The organism is Pseudomonas sp. NPDC087690, assembly GCF_044743175.1.
Lineage (GTDB): Bacteria > Pseudomonadota > Gammaproteobacteria > Pseudomonadales > Pseudomonadaceae > Aquipseudomonas.
On sequence record NZ_JBIUVX010000038.1, the window covers coordinates 19323 to 33806 of the forward strand.

The window sequence follows — 14484 nt, forward strand, 5'->3', positions numbered from 1 at the left end:
CGCCATCATTGGTCAAGGTGCCGGTTGGACTCGCCAACACCGCTAAGGTTCGAGGATGAACTACTCGGTTAGCCTGCGTATACTGGCGCGCATCACGAATTTGGGTTTGATTTCACGGAGCGTCCTGCATGTCCGGCAATACCTACGGCAAGTTGTTCACTGTCACCACCGCGGGCGAAAGCCATGGTCCGGCGTTGGTCGCCATTGTCGACGGCTGCCCGCCGGGCCTGGAGATTTCCCTCGAAGACCTGCAGCGCGACCTCGATCGCCGCAAGCCCGGCACCAGCCGCCACACCACCCAGCGTCAGGAAGCCGACGAAGTCGAAATCCTCTCCGGCGTGTTCGAAGGGCGCACCACCGGTTGCTCGATCGGCCTGCTGATCCGCAACACCGACCAGAAGTCCAAGGACTACTCGGCGATCAAGGATCTGTTCCGCCCGGCCCACGCCGACTACACCTACCACCACAAATACGGTGAGCGCGACTACCGTGGTGGTGGCCGCAGCTCGGCGCGCGAAACTGCGATGCGCGTGGCCGCCGGTGCAATCGCCAAGAAATACCTGGCCAGCCAAGGCATCGTCATTCGTGGCTACATGAGCCAGCTCGGCCCGATCGAAATTCCGTTCAAGACCTGGGACTCGGTGGAAGAGAACGCTTTCTTCAGCCCGGATCCGGACAAAGTCCCTGAGCTGGAAGCCTACATGGACCAATTGCGTCGCGACCAAGATTCGGTCGGCGCAAAAATCACCGTGGTTGCCGAAGGCGTGATGCCAGGTCTCGGCGAGCCGATTTTTGACCGCCTCGACGCCGAACTGGCCCATGCGCTGATGAGCATCAACGCGGTCAAAGGCGTGGAAATCGGTGCCGGATTCGCCTCGGTTGCCCAGCGCGGCACCGAACACCGCGATGAAATGACCCCGCAAGGTTTCCTCAGCAATAACGCCGGCGGCATCCTCGGCGGCATCTCGTCCGGTCAGCCAATCGTTGCCCATCTGGCCCTGAAGCCAACGTCGAGCATCACCACGCCGGGCCGTTCGATCGACATCCACGGCAACCCTGTGGACGTCATCACCAAGGGCCGTCACGACCCGTGCGTCGGCATCCGCGCCACGCCGATTGCCGAAGCGATGATGGCCATCGTGTTGATGGATCACCTGCTGCGTCACCGTGGCCAGAACGCCGATGTGCGCGTGAGCACCCCGGTGCTGGGTCAGCTTTGATGGCGGGCCCTGAAGCCGTCGCGGCATAACCGTGGCGGCGCTCCCTTACTGGCGGCTGTCCAGTTTCTATCTGTTCTATTTCGCCTTGCTCGGTTCGACAGCGCCGTTTCTGGCGCTGTACTTCGATCATCTCGGCTTCACTCCGGCGCGGATCGGTGAACTGGTCGCGATCCCGATGCTGATGCGCTGCGTGGCGCCGAACATCTGGGGCTGGCTCGGTGATTACACCGGCAAACGCCTGGCCATCGTGCGCTTCGGCGCGGTGTGCACGCTGCTGACCTTCTCGTTGATTTTCGTCAGCAAGACCTATGCCTGGCTGGCGATGGTCATGGCGCTGCACGCGTTTTTCTGGCACGCGGTATTGCCGCAATTTGAAGTGATTACGCTGGCGCATTTGCAAGGGCAGACCTCGCGTTACAGCCAGATTCGTTTGTGGGGCTCGATCGGTTTCATCATCACCGTGGTCGCGCTCGGTCGTCTGTTCGAATGGCTCAGCCTCGACATCTACCCGGCGGCGCTGGTGTTGATCATGGCCGGCATCGTTCTCAGCAGTCTGTGGGTGCCGAACGCGCAACCGCCGCAAGGCAATCGACCGAGCGGCGATGGCTTTCTCAAGCAACTGCGCAATCCCGGGGTGCTGGCGTTTTACGGCTGCGTCGCGCTGATGCAAATGAGCCACGGCCCGTATTACACCTTTCTGACCTTGCACCTGGAACGACTTGGCTACACACGCGGCACCATCGGCATGCTCTGGGCCGTGGGTGTCGTCGCCGAAGTGCTGATGTTCATGGCGATGAGCCGGATTCTTGCGCGGTTTTCCCTGCGCCGGGTGTTGATGGCGAGTTTTCTGCTGGCGGCGCTGCGCTGGTTGCTGCTAGGTTCGTTCGCCGAGTTTCTTTGGGTGTTGCTGTTCGCGCAGATTCTGCATGCGGCGACCTTCGGCAGTTTTCATGCCGCTGCCATCGCCTTCGTGCAACGTAGCTTCGGCGCGCGCCAGCAAGGGCAGGGCCAGGCGCTGTACGCGGCGTTGGCAGGCACCGGCGGTGCGCTCGGCGCGTTGTATTCCGGTTACAGCTGGAATGCCCTCGGCGCGACATTGACCTTTAGTATTGCCAGTCTCGCGGCGCTCGCTGCTGCCGTTATCATTGCCACACGTATGCAAGAGGACAGGCCATGAGCCTTACGCGTGAACAACTCGCCCAGCAAATCGTCGATGCCGGGCGCTTTCTTTATGGTCGCGGCTGGTCGCCGGCCACCAGCAGCAATTACTCGACACGCCTGTCGCCGAGCGAAGCGCTGCTGACCGTATCGGGCAAGCACAAGGGCCAATTGGGCCTGGACGATGTGCTCGCCACCGATCTGTCGGGCAACAGCCTGGAACCGGGCAAAAAACCGTCCGCCGAAACCCTGCTGCACACTCAGCTGTATAGCTGGCGGCCGGAGATCGGCGCGGTGCTGCACACCCATTCGGTCAACGCCACGGTGCTGTCGCGCCTGACCCCGGAAGACTTTATCGAGTTCGAAGATTACGAACTGCAGAAAGCCTTCAGCGGCATCTCCACCCACGAATCGCGAGTGCGCGTGCCGATTTTCGACAACGATCAGGACATTGCACGCCTCGCCGCCAAGGTGCAGCCTTGGCTCGACGCCCACCCCGATTGCGTCGGTTATCTGATTCGCGGCCACGGCCTCTACACCTGGGGCGCGCAGATGAATGACGCGCTGCGGCAGATCGAGGCCTTTGAATTTCTGTTTGAATGCGAGTTGAAAACCCGCAGCGTCATGAACCGCCAAGGCTGACTTCACCAGAAGTAGCCCATTTGCCTGATGAAATGCTGTGCCCGACCGGTCTGCAAGAACCGGACGGCAAGGCCGATACCGAGGAATTGCCCCAATGAGCAGCCTGTCCGTCTATCACGTTTCCAGCCCCGATATTCCCAACAAGGTGCTGACCCACTTTGAAGACATCGCCTCGACCCTGGCCGAGCAGGGCGTGCGCTTCGACCGCTGGCAAGCCGCCGCAAAGATCCAGCCCGGTGCTACCCAGGAAGAAGTGATCAGCGCTTATAAAGAACAGATCGACCAACTGATGACCGAACGCGGTTACATCACCGTCGACGTCATCAGCCTGAACAGCGACCACCCGCAAAAAGCCGAACTGCGCGCCAAGTTCCTCGAAGAACATCGGCATGGCGAAGACGAGGTACGCTTTTTCGTCGCCGGCCGTGGCTTGTTTACCCTGCACATCGACGATTACGTCTACGCCGTACTGTGCGAGAAGAACGATTTGATCTCGGTACCGGCCGGCACCAAACACTGGTTCGACATGGGCGAGCATCCGCACTTCGTTGCGATCCGCCTGTTCAACAACCCTGAAGGCTGGGTTGCCAATTTCACCGGCGAAGACATCGCCGGTCGTTTCCCGCGTCTGGAGGACTGATTCGATGTCGATCAAAGCCATTGTCACTGACATCGAAGGCACCACCAGCGCGGTGAGCTTCGTCTTCGACGTGCTGTTTCCGTACGCGGCCAAACATTTGCCGGATTTCGTTCGGCAGAACGCCGAACGCACCGATGTTGCCGAGCAACTCGACGCCGTACGCCGTGACAGCAATGCGCCGCAGGCCGATGTTGAGCGGGTCGTCGAGATTCTCTTGAGCTGGATCGAGGAAGATCGCAAAGCCACGCCGCTCAAGGCCTTGCAAGGCATGGTCTGGGCCCAGGGTTATCACGCCGGGCAGTTGAAAGGGCATGTTTACCCGGATGCCGTGGAAGCGCTGCGACGCTGGCATGCTGCCGGTTATCAATTGTTTGTGTATTCGTCGGGATCTATTCAGGCGCAGAAGCTGATTTTCGGCTGCTCCGAGGCGGGGGATCTGACGCCGCTGTTCAACGGTTACTTCGACACCACGTCGGGGCCCAAGCGTGAGGCGCAGTCGTACACCAATATCCAGAAAGCCATTGGCGTCGAACCCGAAGAAATCCTGTTCCTCTCGGATATCGTCGAAGAACTCGACGCCGCGCAAGCAGCCGGCCTGCAAACCTGCGGCCTCGCCCGTGAAGGCGGCGAACTGGGCAGCCACATCACCGTCGACACCTTCACCGGCATAGAACCCGAAGCCTTCTAACCCACACAATCCCGGTAGGAGCTGCGGAACGCTGCGATCTTTTGATCCTGATCTTCAAAAACAAGATCAAAAGATCGCAGCGTTCCGCAGCTCCTACAAAGAGTTCGCGATCACGATAGAAATCGCGCACAAAAAAACAGGCCGTGAAGCGAGAGCTCCACGGCCTGTTTCGTTTAAAGCGGTTTAAGCGTTACAGCGAGTGATAAGTCGGCAGCGCAAAACGCTGCTGGCTCTGCAGCATGGCAATTTGCGGCAGTTCACTGGCTTGTTCAGCCAGGTCACGGCGAATTGCACTGATCGCCCACGACAGTTGGTCGCCGGCATGCAGTTGTTGATAAGTCAGTGCGCGCTTGAACACTTTGCCGTCGCTGCTGCGCAGAGTCAGCAGAATCCCGCCATCGGGACGTGGCGCAGTGGTGACGTCGAAGTTGGAGAACAGCGAGGTAAATTTTTCTTGGATCAGGCTCATGTCTTTCAGCTCCGTATGCACTTGAATGGCAAGCATGCAGAGGAGGTTGCAGCGATTGTGCCAGCATTTGAAAATAAAAATATCGTTATAAATCAATGGTTTAAAAACTATTAAAATTCAGGGTGTCGTGCAATCTGCATGAATGGCCATCGTGCATCCTGCATTTTGAGGGATTGTGGTCGATCCTGCGGAACCAATCGTTCTGTTGAGGATCACTGCGAGTCCCGGCAGGTCGGCGGATACAAAACATTGCAAAAACCGCGTGTACAGCCCGAGAAGCGCTGACGTATTTTCGATCTCGACCTGCGCTCGGATGCGTCGGTTGCTTCAAGCCAAAGCCCGAAAAATAAAAACATCGGCCTGCACGCCAAGGTCGAACGGGGAGCTTCCATGCGTCACGCGCCAAGCGACACGATTACCTGGAGCATGATGCTCCGCAAACTGCCGATGATTGCCAAAGCCATCCCGCGGGTGGTCAAGGGCATGAAGGTGGCCAACGTCACGGATCCGACCCAAAGCTGTGGCCTTGGCTTTACATTCGAGCAAGCGACGCTGCGCAATCCCGACGGGCCGGCGTTATTGCACGGTGACGTCGCGCTGACCTATTCGCAGGTCAACCAATGGGCGAACCGCATTGCCCACTATCTGAACGGGCAGGGCATCGGCAAGGGCGATGTGGTCGCGGTGTTCATCGAAAACCGCCCGGAATTGCTGGTGACCATCCTGGCGCTGGCCAAGGTCGGTGCGGTCAGCGCGCTACTCAATACCTCACAAACCCGCGACACATTGATCCACAGTGTGAATCTGGTGGCGCCGGTAGCGATTGTCGTTGGCGAAGAATTGGTTCCGGCTTATGCGGCAATTCGCGATCAAGTGGCGATCACGGCAGCGCGCACCTGGTTTGTCGCCGATCAGGACACCTACAGTCATCCGGGCATTGCGCCCGAAGGCTACGTCAATCTGATCAGCGTCAGCGCCGACGCATCCAGTGAGAATCCGTCGAGCAGCCAGCAGATCTTCTTCGACGATCCGTGTTTCTACATTTACACCTCCGGCACCACCGGCCTGCCCAAGGCCGGGGTATTCAAGCACGGGCGCTGGATGCGCAGTTCCGCCAGTTTCGGCATGATCGCCCTCAATATGGGACCCGAAGACGTCGTCTACTGCACCTTGCCGCTGTATCACGCCACCGGTCTGTGCGTGTGTTGGGGCTCGGCGGTTAACGGCGCTTCGGGCTTCGCGATCCGCCGCAAGTTCAGCGCCAGCCAGTTCTGGAACGACGTGCGCCGCTATCGCGCGACGACCATCGGCTACGTCGGCGAGTTGTGCCGGTATCTGGTCGATCAACCGGCCAGTGCCGACGACAACCGCCACGACGTGCGCAAGATGATCGGCAACGGCTTGCGCCCCGGTGCGTGGGCGCAGTTCAAGACGCGCTTCGCGGTGGATCACATCTGTGAGCTGTACGCGGCGAGCGACGGCAACATCGGTTTCACCAACATCCTCAACTTCGACAACACCATCGGTTTCTCGCTGATGGCCTGGGAGCTGGTGGCTTACGATCACGACAGCGGCGAGCCGCTGCGCAGCGAGGACGGCTTCATGCGCAAGGTCGGCAAGGGCGAACAGGGCCTGTTGCTGGCGCGGATCGATGAGAAAGCGCCGCTGGATGGCTACACCGATCCACAGAAAACCGCCAAGGTTGTCCTTCACGACGTGTTTAGCAAAGGCGACCGTTTCTTCAACACCGGCGATCTGTTGCGCAACATTGGTTTCGGTCATGCGCAATTTGTTGATCGCCTTGGCGATACCTACCGCTGGAAAGGCGAGAACGTCTCCACCACGGAAGTGGAAAACCTGCTGCTGCAACACCCGCTCATTTCCGAGGCCGTGGCTTACGGCGTGGAAGTGCACAATACCAACGGGCGCGCAGGCATGGCCGCGATCACGCCGGCGGAATCTCTGGCCACCCTGGATTTTGCCGAATTGTTGAGTTTTGCGCGCCAGCGTATGCCGGCTTACGCGGTGCCGTTGTTTCTGCGGGTCAAGGTGAAGATGGAAACCACCGGCACCTTCAAGTATCAGAAAACCCGCCTGAAAAACGAAGGTTTCGACCCCGGCCAGACGGGGGATGATCCGATCTTCGCCTGGCTGCCGGGCAGCGAAACCTACGTGCAGGTCACCGATGAAGTGTTGGCCGACATTCATCAAGGCAAATACCGTTATTGATTCTGGCTATGGCTGGACTTGAGAGAAAGGGGGTGACAGCGTCCGTCGCGCTCGGGAAACTGTCGGCTTTCCGATTGACCGAAAGTGGAGTTGCCCCATGTCCGACCAAAGCCGCCAGATGACCCCTGAGGAAGCTGCTGAATTCACCGAGCAGGTTTTCAACAAGGCGCGTGACGGTGATGCCGAGATGCTCGATCGCCTGGTCACGGCCGGTTTGCCGGTGAACTTGAAGAACAGCAAAGGCGACACGCTGCTGATGCTCGCCAGCTACTATGGCCATGTCGATGCGGTGCAGGTACTGCTCAAGCACAACGCTGACCCGGAAATGCGCAATGGCAACGGCCAGAGCCCGATTGCCGGTGCGGCGTTCAAAGGCGATCTGGCGGTGGTCAAGGCGCTGGTCGAGGCGGGCGCCGAGATTGAAGGCTCGTCTTTCGATGGCCGGACTGCGCTGATGATGGCGGCGATGTTCAACCGTGTTGAAATCGTTGATTACCTGATCAGCAAGGGTGCTAATGCGCAGGCCAAGGACGCCAATGGCGTGACCGCACTGGATGCGGCGCGCACCATGGGTGCCGTCGATACCACCGCTCAACTGGAAAAACTCCAGGCCTGATAAGGTCAAAAGATCGCAGCCTGCGGCAGCTCCTGCACTGATCCCTTGTAGGAGCTGCCGCAGGCTGCGATCTTTTGCTTTGTGCGCTATCCTCCGCGCCCTCAAAATTCAAATCCACAGGATCTGCCCTCATGAAAGCCGCACTCGTCGAACTCATCAGCAAAATCAGCTCCGGCTGCATGGGCGAGGACGAGATCCTGAACGTGGCCGACGAAGCGGCGCAGGCCTACGCCGATACCGACGCCTTTCTGACCGCCAATCCGGACATCAACTACGACGACAGCTTCCCGATCCCGTTGGGCGAGTGGGTGGTGGTTGGCAGCTTGCCGGAAACCGTGCTGTTCCAGGCCGACACCTACGTTGATCTGTTTGCACAGATCGTTGCCTCGTTCGGCCCTGGCGTGGATTTCAACCTCAAGCCCAAGCAACTGGCCAAGACCGAAGCGCTGACCGCCCTCAACCGCATCCAGGTGCAGATGAGCAGCATGAACAAGGAAAACGGCGGCTACACGCTGATGAACTTCAGCCAGTTGCTCGACGACGAACTGCAAATGGTGCTGGTTTACGGCAACGACGTGCCACGCGTGCTGGAACTGTGCGCCGAAGTCGGCATCGCCGCCGCGCCATCGCTGGAAGCCTTGAAGATCGCCGTTCACGTCTGAACGCAATAAAAGGGAACCCTGCGCCCGACCGTCTATCCTAAAAGTGCATGCCACTATTCTGGAGCGACACCATGGGTTCCACGTTCAACGGTCTGATCGGCCTGATCATCCTCGCCCTCGACATCTGGGCCATCATCAATGTGCTGAAAAGCGGCGCCACCACCGGGATGAAAATCGTCTGGGTGCTGCTGATCATCCTCCTGCCGGTACTGGGCCTGATCATCTGGGCGATTGCCGGGCCGCGGGGCAACGTGCGGATCTGAATCAGCTAACACCGCAATACCCCTGTAGGAGCTGCCGAAGGCTGCGATCTTTTGATCTTGCTTTTAAAAATCAACGTCAAAAGATCGCAGCCTTCGGCAGCTCCTACAAGGATTGTGGTTTGCCGATGAAGTGAGGTTCGACCTGTCATCTTCGGCAACGTAGAATGCGCGCCTTTCCCGGGCAATCGTCCCCACGATTGACGCCCGCGCATTCATCGGAGCACTTCACCATGACCGTCACCAAGACCAGCGAGTACCTGGAAACCCTCTACGAAGGCTACGGCCAGCGTTTTCGCATGGAAAAACTGCTGCACGAAGTGCGCACCGAACACCAGCATCTGGTGATCTTCCAGAACCCGCGCATGGGCCGTGTCATGGCGCTGGACGGCGTGATCCAGACCACCGAAGCCGACGAATTCATCTACCACGAAATGCTCACCCACGTGCCGATCCTCGCCCACGGCAGCGCCAAGCGCGTGCTGATCATCGGCGGCGGTGACGGCGGCATGCTCCGTGAAGTGACCAAGCATGCTGGTGTCGAGCACATCACCATGGTCGAGATCGACGGCACCGTGGTCGACATGTGCAAAGAATTTTTGCCGAACCACTCCAGCGGCGCCTACGACGATCCACGTCTGAATCTGGTGATCGACGACGGCATGCGTTTCGTTGCCACCACCACCGAAAAATTCGACGTGATCATTTCTGACTCCACCGACCCGATCGGCCCGGGCGAAGTGCTGTTCTCGGAGAACTTCTATCAGGCGTGCCATCGCTGCCTGAATGAAGGCGGCATCCTCGTGACCCAGAACGGCACGCCGTTCATGCAGATCGACGAAGTGAAAACCACCGCTGGTCGCCTCAATAGCCTGTTCCCGGACTGGCACTTCTACCAGGCAGCCGTGCCGACCTACATCGGCGGTTCGATGACTTTCGCCTGGGGCTCGACCAACCCGGCCTACCGCAAGCTCAGCCGTGAAACCCTGCAACAGCGCTTCATCGGCAGCGGCATCGTCACCCGTTACTACAACCCGGAAATCCACATCGGCGCGTTCGCCTTGCCACAGTACGTGCTGCAGGCGATCAACAAGCCAAGCAACGATTAAAAAAACACCGCAATACCCCTGTGGGAGCGAGCCTGCTCGCGAAATCGGACTGTTGATCGTTTCCACGCTCTGCGTGGGAATGCAGCCGGGGACGCTCTGCGTCCCAAAAGATCGCAGCCTGCGGCAGCTCCTACAGTGACAGATGTCGTTCTTTTCATCTCCGTCCGCTGTAATCCTTTTGAACCAACCCCCGGCGTATAAGTCGAGATAGGTGTAAGCCCATTTGCGGGTTTGATCGAGGAGGCACCGATGCAAAAGTGGAAAGTCACTTTCGTGGACGATCATGGTGAAATTGTCGATGAGGTGTTCGAGCGCGCGGAATGCCCCAGCGACGATGAGGCCGCTCGATTGATCAAGGCACGGCTTTTGCCCGTTGCCGCCGAACTGGACCTGAACGATCTGGAAGGGCGCACCGCCGATGCTGGCGTGAAAAGCCTGAAAACCCAGAACAGCATCGAAATCCGCAGCATCACTCCCGTCTGACATTCTTCCTGTCACCTTTCACACCAGACCTTGGCAGCGGCTCTAACTTGGGGCTACTCTGCAAGCGAGATCAGCGAACGGATCGCTAAGGTCTGGTCTTGTCAGCTACATGCTTGTTTCCCGCGTGCAACCACGTTGCCGTAGTACTTAGGCCAAAGGCCCGGGGCGGGAATACGGAAAGTCTATCCATCTATGCGAGGGGGACGATTCATGAGCACAGCCTATCAAGAAGACATCAGCAGCAATGTTCTGCGCCGCATGAAAGAAGGCGGTTTCGATTTTTCCCGGTTCCATCCCATCGAGTTCTACGCCATTTTCCCGGACGAGGAGCGGGCGCGCAGGGCGGCAGGCAAATTTCGCGGTGAATCCATCAATGCCCAGGTCAGCGTGCGTGATGACGGTGCGTGGGCGCTGGAATTGAGCAAAGTGATGTACGCGACGTATGACGATATTGGCGATTTCGAGCAGGGCTTTTCGGCAGTGGTCGAGCCCTTGGGCGGGATAATCGAGGGGTGGGGGGTGAAACAGGAGGTGCGTAGCCGCCACCGGTTGAATTGAATTTTTACAGATAGAAGATCAAAAGATCGCAGCCTTCGGCAGCTCCTACAGGTGATCGGTGTAGGCGCTGTCGGGGGCTGCGATCTTTTGCTTTTGCTTTCAAAACATTTCCAAAAGGCAAAAAAAAGCCACCGGAGAGGGTGGCTAAAAGGGAAGACCGATAAGGAGAGGAAACCGGTCAGGGTTACAGCGGGGCGGGCTGCGAGGGCAGTCCAGATCAGTTGAGCTGGCGACTTCGAGGCGCTGAGCGCGGCGAAGTTTTGCAGCGAATGCGCGGATTATCCGCAGGCAGTGCCGGGCAGTGAAATCAACTCTGACTATGCTGGTGATAGGCGATGCAGTGCGTCGCAATGAAGCGGGGGCAATCCGGTTGGGGCATTTGCCGCACAGGAATGGTGCGGTGCCTGCGAATTGAATATCCAACCGATTGAAATCAAAGCGTTTATGCCGATGGCACGGGCCTTGCGAAGGCCTGTATGTCCGGGTGACAAGGAGTACGGCATGATCCGCACCTATTTTGATGAGATGTACGATGCCGGCGGCCAGGTTCGCCCGCATTATCGGGAGTTCGCCCGCTGGCTGGCCGACACGCCTGACGAGCTGCTGGCCCAACGGCGACGCGAGGCTGACTTGCTGTTCCATCGCGCCGGGATCACTTTCACGCTCTATGGCGACGAGCAGGGCACCGAGCGCCTGATTCCTTTCGACACCATTCCGCGCAGCATTCCCGCCAGCGAGTGGCGGATCGTCGAGCGCGGCTGCATCCAGCGGGTCAAGGCGTTGAACATGTTCCTCGCCGACCTCTATCACGAGCAGCGCATCATCAAGGCCGGGATCATTCCTGCCGAACAGGTGCTGGCCAACGAGCAATATCAGTTGGCGATGCAAGGCCTGGATCTGCACCGTGATATCTATTCGCACATCTCTGGCGTCGATCTGGTGCGCGATGGCGACGGCACCTACTACGTGCTCGAAGACAACCTGCGTACGCCGAGCGGCGTCAGCTACATGCTCGAAGACCGCAAGATGATGATGCGCCTGTTCCCGGAGCTGTTCGCCGCCCAGCGTATCGCGCCGATCGATCACTACCCCAACCTGCTGCTCGACACCCTGAAAAGCTCCAGCCCGATAGATGACCCGAGCGTGGTGGTACTGACGCCCGGGCGCTTCAACAGTGCGTTTTTCGAACACGCGTTTCTTGCCCGGGAAATGGGCGTGGAACTGGTCGAAGGCGCGGATCTGTTCGTGCGTGACGACAAAGTCTTCATGCGCACCACCGACGGGCCGAAAGCGGTGGACGTGATCTACCGCCGGCTCGACGACGCATTCCTCGACCCGCTGGCGTTCAACCCGGACTCGATGCTCGGCGTGCCGGGGCTGTTGTCGTCCTATCGCTCCGGCAATGTGGTACTGGCCAATGCCATCGGCACCGGCGTGGCGGACGACAAGTCGGTCTATCCGTTTGTCACCGACATGATCCGGTTTTATCTCGACGAAGAACCGATTCTGAAAAACGTGCCGACCTGGCAATGCCGCAACCCGTCTGAACTTTCCCACGTGCTCGCCAATCTTCCAGATCTGGTGGTCAAGGAAACCCAGGGTTCCGGCGGTTACGGAATGCTGGTGGGGCCGGCGTCGACGAAGGCGGAAATCGACGCCTTCCGCGAGCGCATCAAGGCCAAGCCGCACGCGTACATCGCGCAACCGACGCTGTCACTGTCGACCTGTCCGACCTTTGTCGAAAACGGCATCGCGCCGCGCCATATCGACCTGCGCCCGTTTGTCTTGTCCGGGCGCGAAACCCGTGTGGTGCCTGGTGGTTTGACCCGTGTGGCGCTGCGTGAGGGCTCTCTGGTGGTGAACTCATCACAGGGCGGCGGAACCAAGGACACCTGGGTGGTCGAGGATTGAAGGAAGCTTGCCATGTTAAGTAGAACTGCCTCGGATCTGTATTGGATGTCGCGTTACCTGGAGCGGGCGGAAAACCTCGCGCGGATGCTCGACATCAGTTATTCGCTGTCGCTGATGCCGCAGGACGGTCGCGGCGACGGTCTGCACGAACTGGCCATGCCGCTGCTGATCACCGGCACCCTGGATGATTATCTGGAGCGTCACGGCGCGTTGCATGCCGAGCGCCTGTTGCACTTTTTTGCCCTCGACGCGGCCAATCCGGCGAGCATCTACAGCTGCCTCGGCGCCGCGCGGGCCAGTGCGCATGCAGTGCGTGGGCGCATCACCGCGGACATGTGGGAGAACATCAACGCGACGTGGCTGGAGATTCGCGGGATCGCCGAGCAGGGCCTGAGTCGCTACGGCATGAGCCGTTTCTGCGAGTGGATCAAGGAGCGTTCGCACCTGTTCCGTGGTGCGTCCTACGGCACGATCATGCGTAACGATGCGTTTCGCTTCATCCGCCTCGGTACGTTTATCGAGCGCGCGGACAACACGCTGCGACTGCTCGATGCACGTTATGAAATGGCCGGCGATCAAGCCGAAGCGGTCAGCGATGGCACGGCCCACGCGTATTACCAGTGGAGTGCGCTGTTACGTGCACTGTCGTCATTCGAGGCTTACACCGAAATCTACCGTGATGCGCCAGGCGCCCGTCACGTCGCCGAGTTGCTGCTGTTACGTGCCGATGTTCCGCGTTCGCTGAGGGCCTGCACCGAAGAGATCGACCAGATCCTCGCGCAGTTGCCCGGCGCCAACGGTCGCCCCGCGCAGCGTCTGGCGGCAGAAATGGACGCACGTCTGCGCTACACCGGCATCAACGAAATCCTCGAAGAAGGCCTGCACGCCTGGCTGACTGAATTCATCCCGCTGGTGCGCCAATTGGGCAACGCCATTCACAGTTCCTACCTGGAGGCTGCATGAGACTTTCCATAAGCCACGAGACCACCTATCACTACGAAGATCAGGTGCGGGCGAGCATCCAGTACCTGCGGCTGACACCCCACGACAGCGAGCGTCAACACGTGCTGAGCTGGCAGCTCGACCTGCCGCGTCCGGTGCGCGCGCAGCTCGACCCTTTCGGCAACATCCTGCACGTGCTGACCATGGACGAGCCCCATGAAGCGATCATCATTGGCGCGCGCGGTCAGGTCGATATCGACGAATTGCGTGAGGCCGAGCATGAGAGCCAGTCGGCGCTGCCGTTCCTGCGCTTTACCCGCTTGACCGAGGCCGACGAGGCATTGCGCACGTTCGCCGAGAGATCCTGCAAGCAGCGACGGGATCGCACGGCGCTGATTGATTTGATGCACGGCTTGAATCAGCACATGACTTACACGCCGGGGTCAACCGAGGTCGATACCAGCGCCGCTGAGGCCTTCGCCGGGCGTGCGGGTGTTTGTCAGGATCACGCTCACGCGTTTCTGGCGTGCGCACGCAGCCTCGGGATTCCGTCGCGTTACGTGTCGGGATACTTGTACAGCGAGGATTGCGAGCATCTGGCCAGCCATGCCTGGGCGGAAGCCTGGCTGGATGACGCCTGGTACAGCTTTGATGTGACCAACGAACTGGCGCGGCCGGAACGGCATCTGAAGCTGGCGGTAGGTCTGGATTATCTGGATGCCTGCCCGGTGCGCGGCATGCGCCGGGGCGGTGGGTGTGAGCAGATGCACGCGAAAGTGTTCGTCTCGCCGACCCCGATCATCTCCGTCCAACAACAGTAACGGGTTCACACAAAACCTTTGTAGGAGTGAGCCTGCTCGCGATAGCGGTCTGACAGTTGAATTATCAGTGTCTGAC

General features: G+C 59.4%; 16 protein-coding genes. 15 read left to right on the forward strand and 1 reads right to left on the reverse strand.

Annotated features, from left to right (window positions below):
* Positions 1-128: 128 nt before the first annotated feature.
* The 5 genes from aroC to mtnC all read left to right on the forward strand — a co-directional run bounded on the left by aroC (position 129) and on the right by mtnC (position 4348).
* Positions 129-1220, forward strand: a complete 1092-nt coding sequence (aroC, locus tag ACIPIZ_RS24370) for a chorismate synthase (RefSeq protein WP_008080929.1) — start codon at positions 129-131, stop codon at positions 1218-1220.
* Positions 1221-1251: 31 nt separating this feature from the next.
* Positions 1252-2397, forward strand: coding sequence for an MFS transporter (locus tag ACIPIZ_RS24375; protein ID WP_401167911.1), 1146 nt, complete (start codon positions 1252-1254; stop codon positions 2395-2397).
* The gene (locus ACIPIZ_RS24380; RefSeq protein WP_034151739.1) at positions 2394-3020 is read left to right on the forward strand and encodes a methylthioribulose 1-phosphate dehydratase; all 627 of its coding nucleotides are present in this window, start codon (positions 2394-2396) and stop codon (positions 3018-3020) included. The genes ACIPIZ_RS24375 and ACIPIZ_RS24380 overlap by 4 nt, the downstream gene beginning before the upstream one ends.
* A 94-nt stretch (positions 3021-3114) precedes the next feature.
* Positions 3115-3660 (forward strand): acireductone dioxygenase, encoded by a 546-nt coding sequence (locus ACIPIZ_RS24385; protein WP_102901171.1) that lies wholly within the window; start codon positions 3115-3117, stop codon positions 3658-3660.
* Positions 3661-3664: 4 nt separating this feature from the next.
* The gene (gene mtnC, locus ACIPIZ_RS24390) at positions 3665-4348 is read left to right on the forward strand and encodes an acireductone synthase (protein WP_236430130.1); all 684 of its coding nucleotides are present in this window, start codon (positions 3665-3667) and stop codon (positions 4346-4348) included.
* Positions 4349-4538: 190 nt separating this feature from the next.
* Here the strand turns inward: mtnC and ACIPIZ_RS24395 are convergent, their stop codons facing one another.
* Positions 4539-4817, reverse strand: coding sequence for a DUF3509 domain-containing protein (locus ACIPIZ_RS24395; RefSeq protein ID WP_008080936.1), 279 nt, complete (start codon positions 4815-4817; stop codon positions 4539-4541).
* 390 nt (positions 4818-5207) lie between these two features.
* Here ACIPIZ_RS24395 and ACIPIZ_RS24400 point away from each other — a divergent pair, with 390 nt between their 5' ends.
* From ACIPIZ_RS24400 to ACIPIZ_RS24445, 10 genes are all read left to right on the forward strand, one after another.
* The gene (locus ACIPIZ_RS24400; RefSeq protein WP_401167915.1) at positions 5208-7046 is read left to right on the forward strand and encodes a long-chain-acyl-CoA synthetase; all 1839 of its coding nucleotides are present in this window, start codon (positions 5208-5210) and stop codon (positions 7044-7046) included.
* A gap of 97 nt (positions 7047-7143) precedes the next feature.
* Positions 7144-7662, forward strand: a complete 519-nt coding sequence (locus tag ACIPIZ_RS24405; protein WP_064391209.1) for an ankyrin repeat domain-containing protein — start codon at positions 7144-7146, stop codon at positions 7660-7662.
* Positions 7663-7793: 131 nt separating this feature from the next.
* On the forward strand, positions 7794-8324 hold the full coding sequence (locus ACIPIZ_RS24410) for a hypothetical protein (RefSeq protein ID WP_105709317.1): 531 nt from the start codon (positions 7794-7796) through the stop codon (positions 8322-8324).
* A 71-nt stretch (positions 8325-8395) separates the two neighbouring features.
* A complete protein-coding gene (locus tag ACIPIZ_RS24415; RefSeq protein ID WP_007914053.1) occupies positions 8396-8587 on the forward strand; it encodes a PLDc N-terminal domain-containing protein in 192 nt (63 codons plus the stop codon).
* 230 nt (positions 8588-8817) lie between these two features.
* Positions 8818-9693: a polyamine aminopropyltransferase gene (gene speE / locus ACIPIZ_RS24420; RefSeq protein WP_016982904.1), complete on the forward strand. Its 876-nt coding sequence runs from the start codon at positions 8818-8820 to the stop codon at positions 9691-9693.
* A gap of 249 nt (positions 9694-9942) precedes the next feature.
* Positions 9943-10176 (forward strand): hypothetical protein, encoded by a 234-nt coding sequence (locus tag ACIPIZ_RS24425; protein ID WP_064391211.1) that lies wholly within the window; start codon positions 9943-9945, stop codon positions 10174-10176.
* Between the two features lie 210 nt (positions 10177-10386).
* A complete protein-coding gene (locus ACIPIZ_RS24430; RefSeq protein ID WP_008080948.1) occupies positions 10387-10734 on the forward strand; it encodes a ribonuclease E inhibitor RraB in 348 nt (115 codons plus the stop codon).
* A gap of 501 nt (positions 10735-11235) precedes the next feature.
* Complete coding sequence (locus ACIPIZ_RS24435) at positions 11236-12645, forward strand: circularly permuted type 2 ATP-grasp protein (RefSeq protein ID WP_007914061.1); 1410 nt, start codon at positions 11236-11238, stop codon at positions 12643-12645.
* 12 nt (positions 12646-12657) lie between these two features.
* Entirely contained in the window at positions 12658-13608 is a 951-nt protein-coding gene (locus ACIPIZ_RS24440) for an alpha-E domain-containing protein (RefSeq protein WP_007914063.1), read from the forward strand.
* Positions 13605-14408: a transglutaminase family protein gene (locus tag ACIPIZ_RS24445; protein WP_122853692.1), complete on the forward strand. Its 804-nt coding sequence runs from the start codon at positions 13605-13607 to the stop codon at positions 14406-14408. The genes ACIPIZ_RS24440 and ACIPIZ_RS24445 overlap by 4 nt, the downstream gene beginning before the upstream one ends.
* The last annotated feature ends 76 nt before the right edge of the window (positions 14409-14484 follow it).

Excerpts from the sequence above, each read along its gene's own strand:
- aroC (WP_008080929.1), top strand. The coding sequence starts at position 129 with ATGTCCGGCAATACCTACGGCAAGTTGTTCACTGTCACCACCGCGGGC.
- ACIPIZ_RS24380 (WP_034151739.1), top strand. The coding sequence starts at position 2,394 with ATGAGCCTTACGCGTGAACAACTCGCCCAGCAAATCGTCGATGCCGGG.
- ACIPIZ_RS24385 (WP_102901171.1), top strand. The coding sequence starts at position 3,115 with ATGAGCAGCCTGTCCGTCTATCACGTTTCCAGCCCCGATATTCCCAAC.
- mtnC (WP_236430130.1), top strand. The coding sequence starts at position 3,665 with ATGTCGATCAAAGCCATTGTCACTGACATCGAAGGCACCACCAGCGCG.
- ACIPIZ_RS24395 (WP_008080936.1), bottom strand. The coding sequence starts at position 4,817 with ATGAGCCTGATCCAAGAAAAATTTACCTCGCTGTTCTCCAACTTCGAC.
- ACIPIZ_RS24400 (WP_401167915.1), top strand. The coding sequence starts at position 5,208 with ATGCGTCACGCGCCAAGCGACACGATTACCTGGAGCATGATGCTCCGC.
- ACIPIZ_RS24405 (WP_064391209.1), top strand. The coding sequence starts at position 7,144 with ATGTCCGACCAAAGCCGCCAGATGACCCCTGAGGAAGCTGCTGAATTC.
- ACIPIZ_RS24410 (WP_105709317.1), top strand. The coding sequence starts at position 7,794 with ATGAAAGCCGCACTCGTCGAACTCATCAGCAAAATCAGCTCCGGCTGC.
- ACIPIZ_RS24415 (WP_007914053.1), top strand. The coding sequence starts at position 8,396 with ATGGGTTCCACGTTCAACGGTCTGATCGGCCTGATCATCCTCGCCCTC.
- speE (WP_016982904.1), top strand. The coding sequence starts at position 8,818 with ATGACCGTCACCAAGACCAGCGAGTACCTGGAAACCCTCTACGAAGGC.
- ACIPIZ_RS24425 (WP_064391211.1), top strand. The coding sequence starts at position 9,943 with ATGCAAAAGTGGAAAGTCACTTTCGTGGACGATCATGGTGAAATTGTC.
- ACIPIZ_RS24430 (WP_008080948.1), top strand. The coding sequence starts at position 10,387 with ATGAGCACAGCCTATCAAGAAGACATCAGCAGCAATGTTCTGCGCCGC.
- ACIPIZ_RS24435 (WP_007914061.1), top strand. The coding sequence starts at position 11,236 with ATGATCCGCACCTATTTTGATGAGATGTACGATGCCGGCGGCCAGGTT.
- ACIPIZ_RS24440 (WP_007914063.1), top strand. The coding sequence starts at position 12,658 with ATGTTAAGTAGAACTGCCTCGGATCTGTATTGGATGTCGCGTTACCTG.
- ACIPIZ_RS24445 (WP_122853692.1), top strand. The coding sequence starts at position 13,605 with ATGAGACTTTCCATAAGCCACGAGACCACCTATCACTACGAAGATCAG.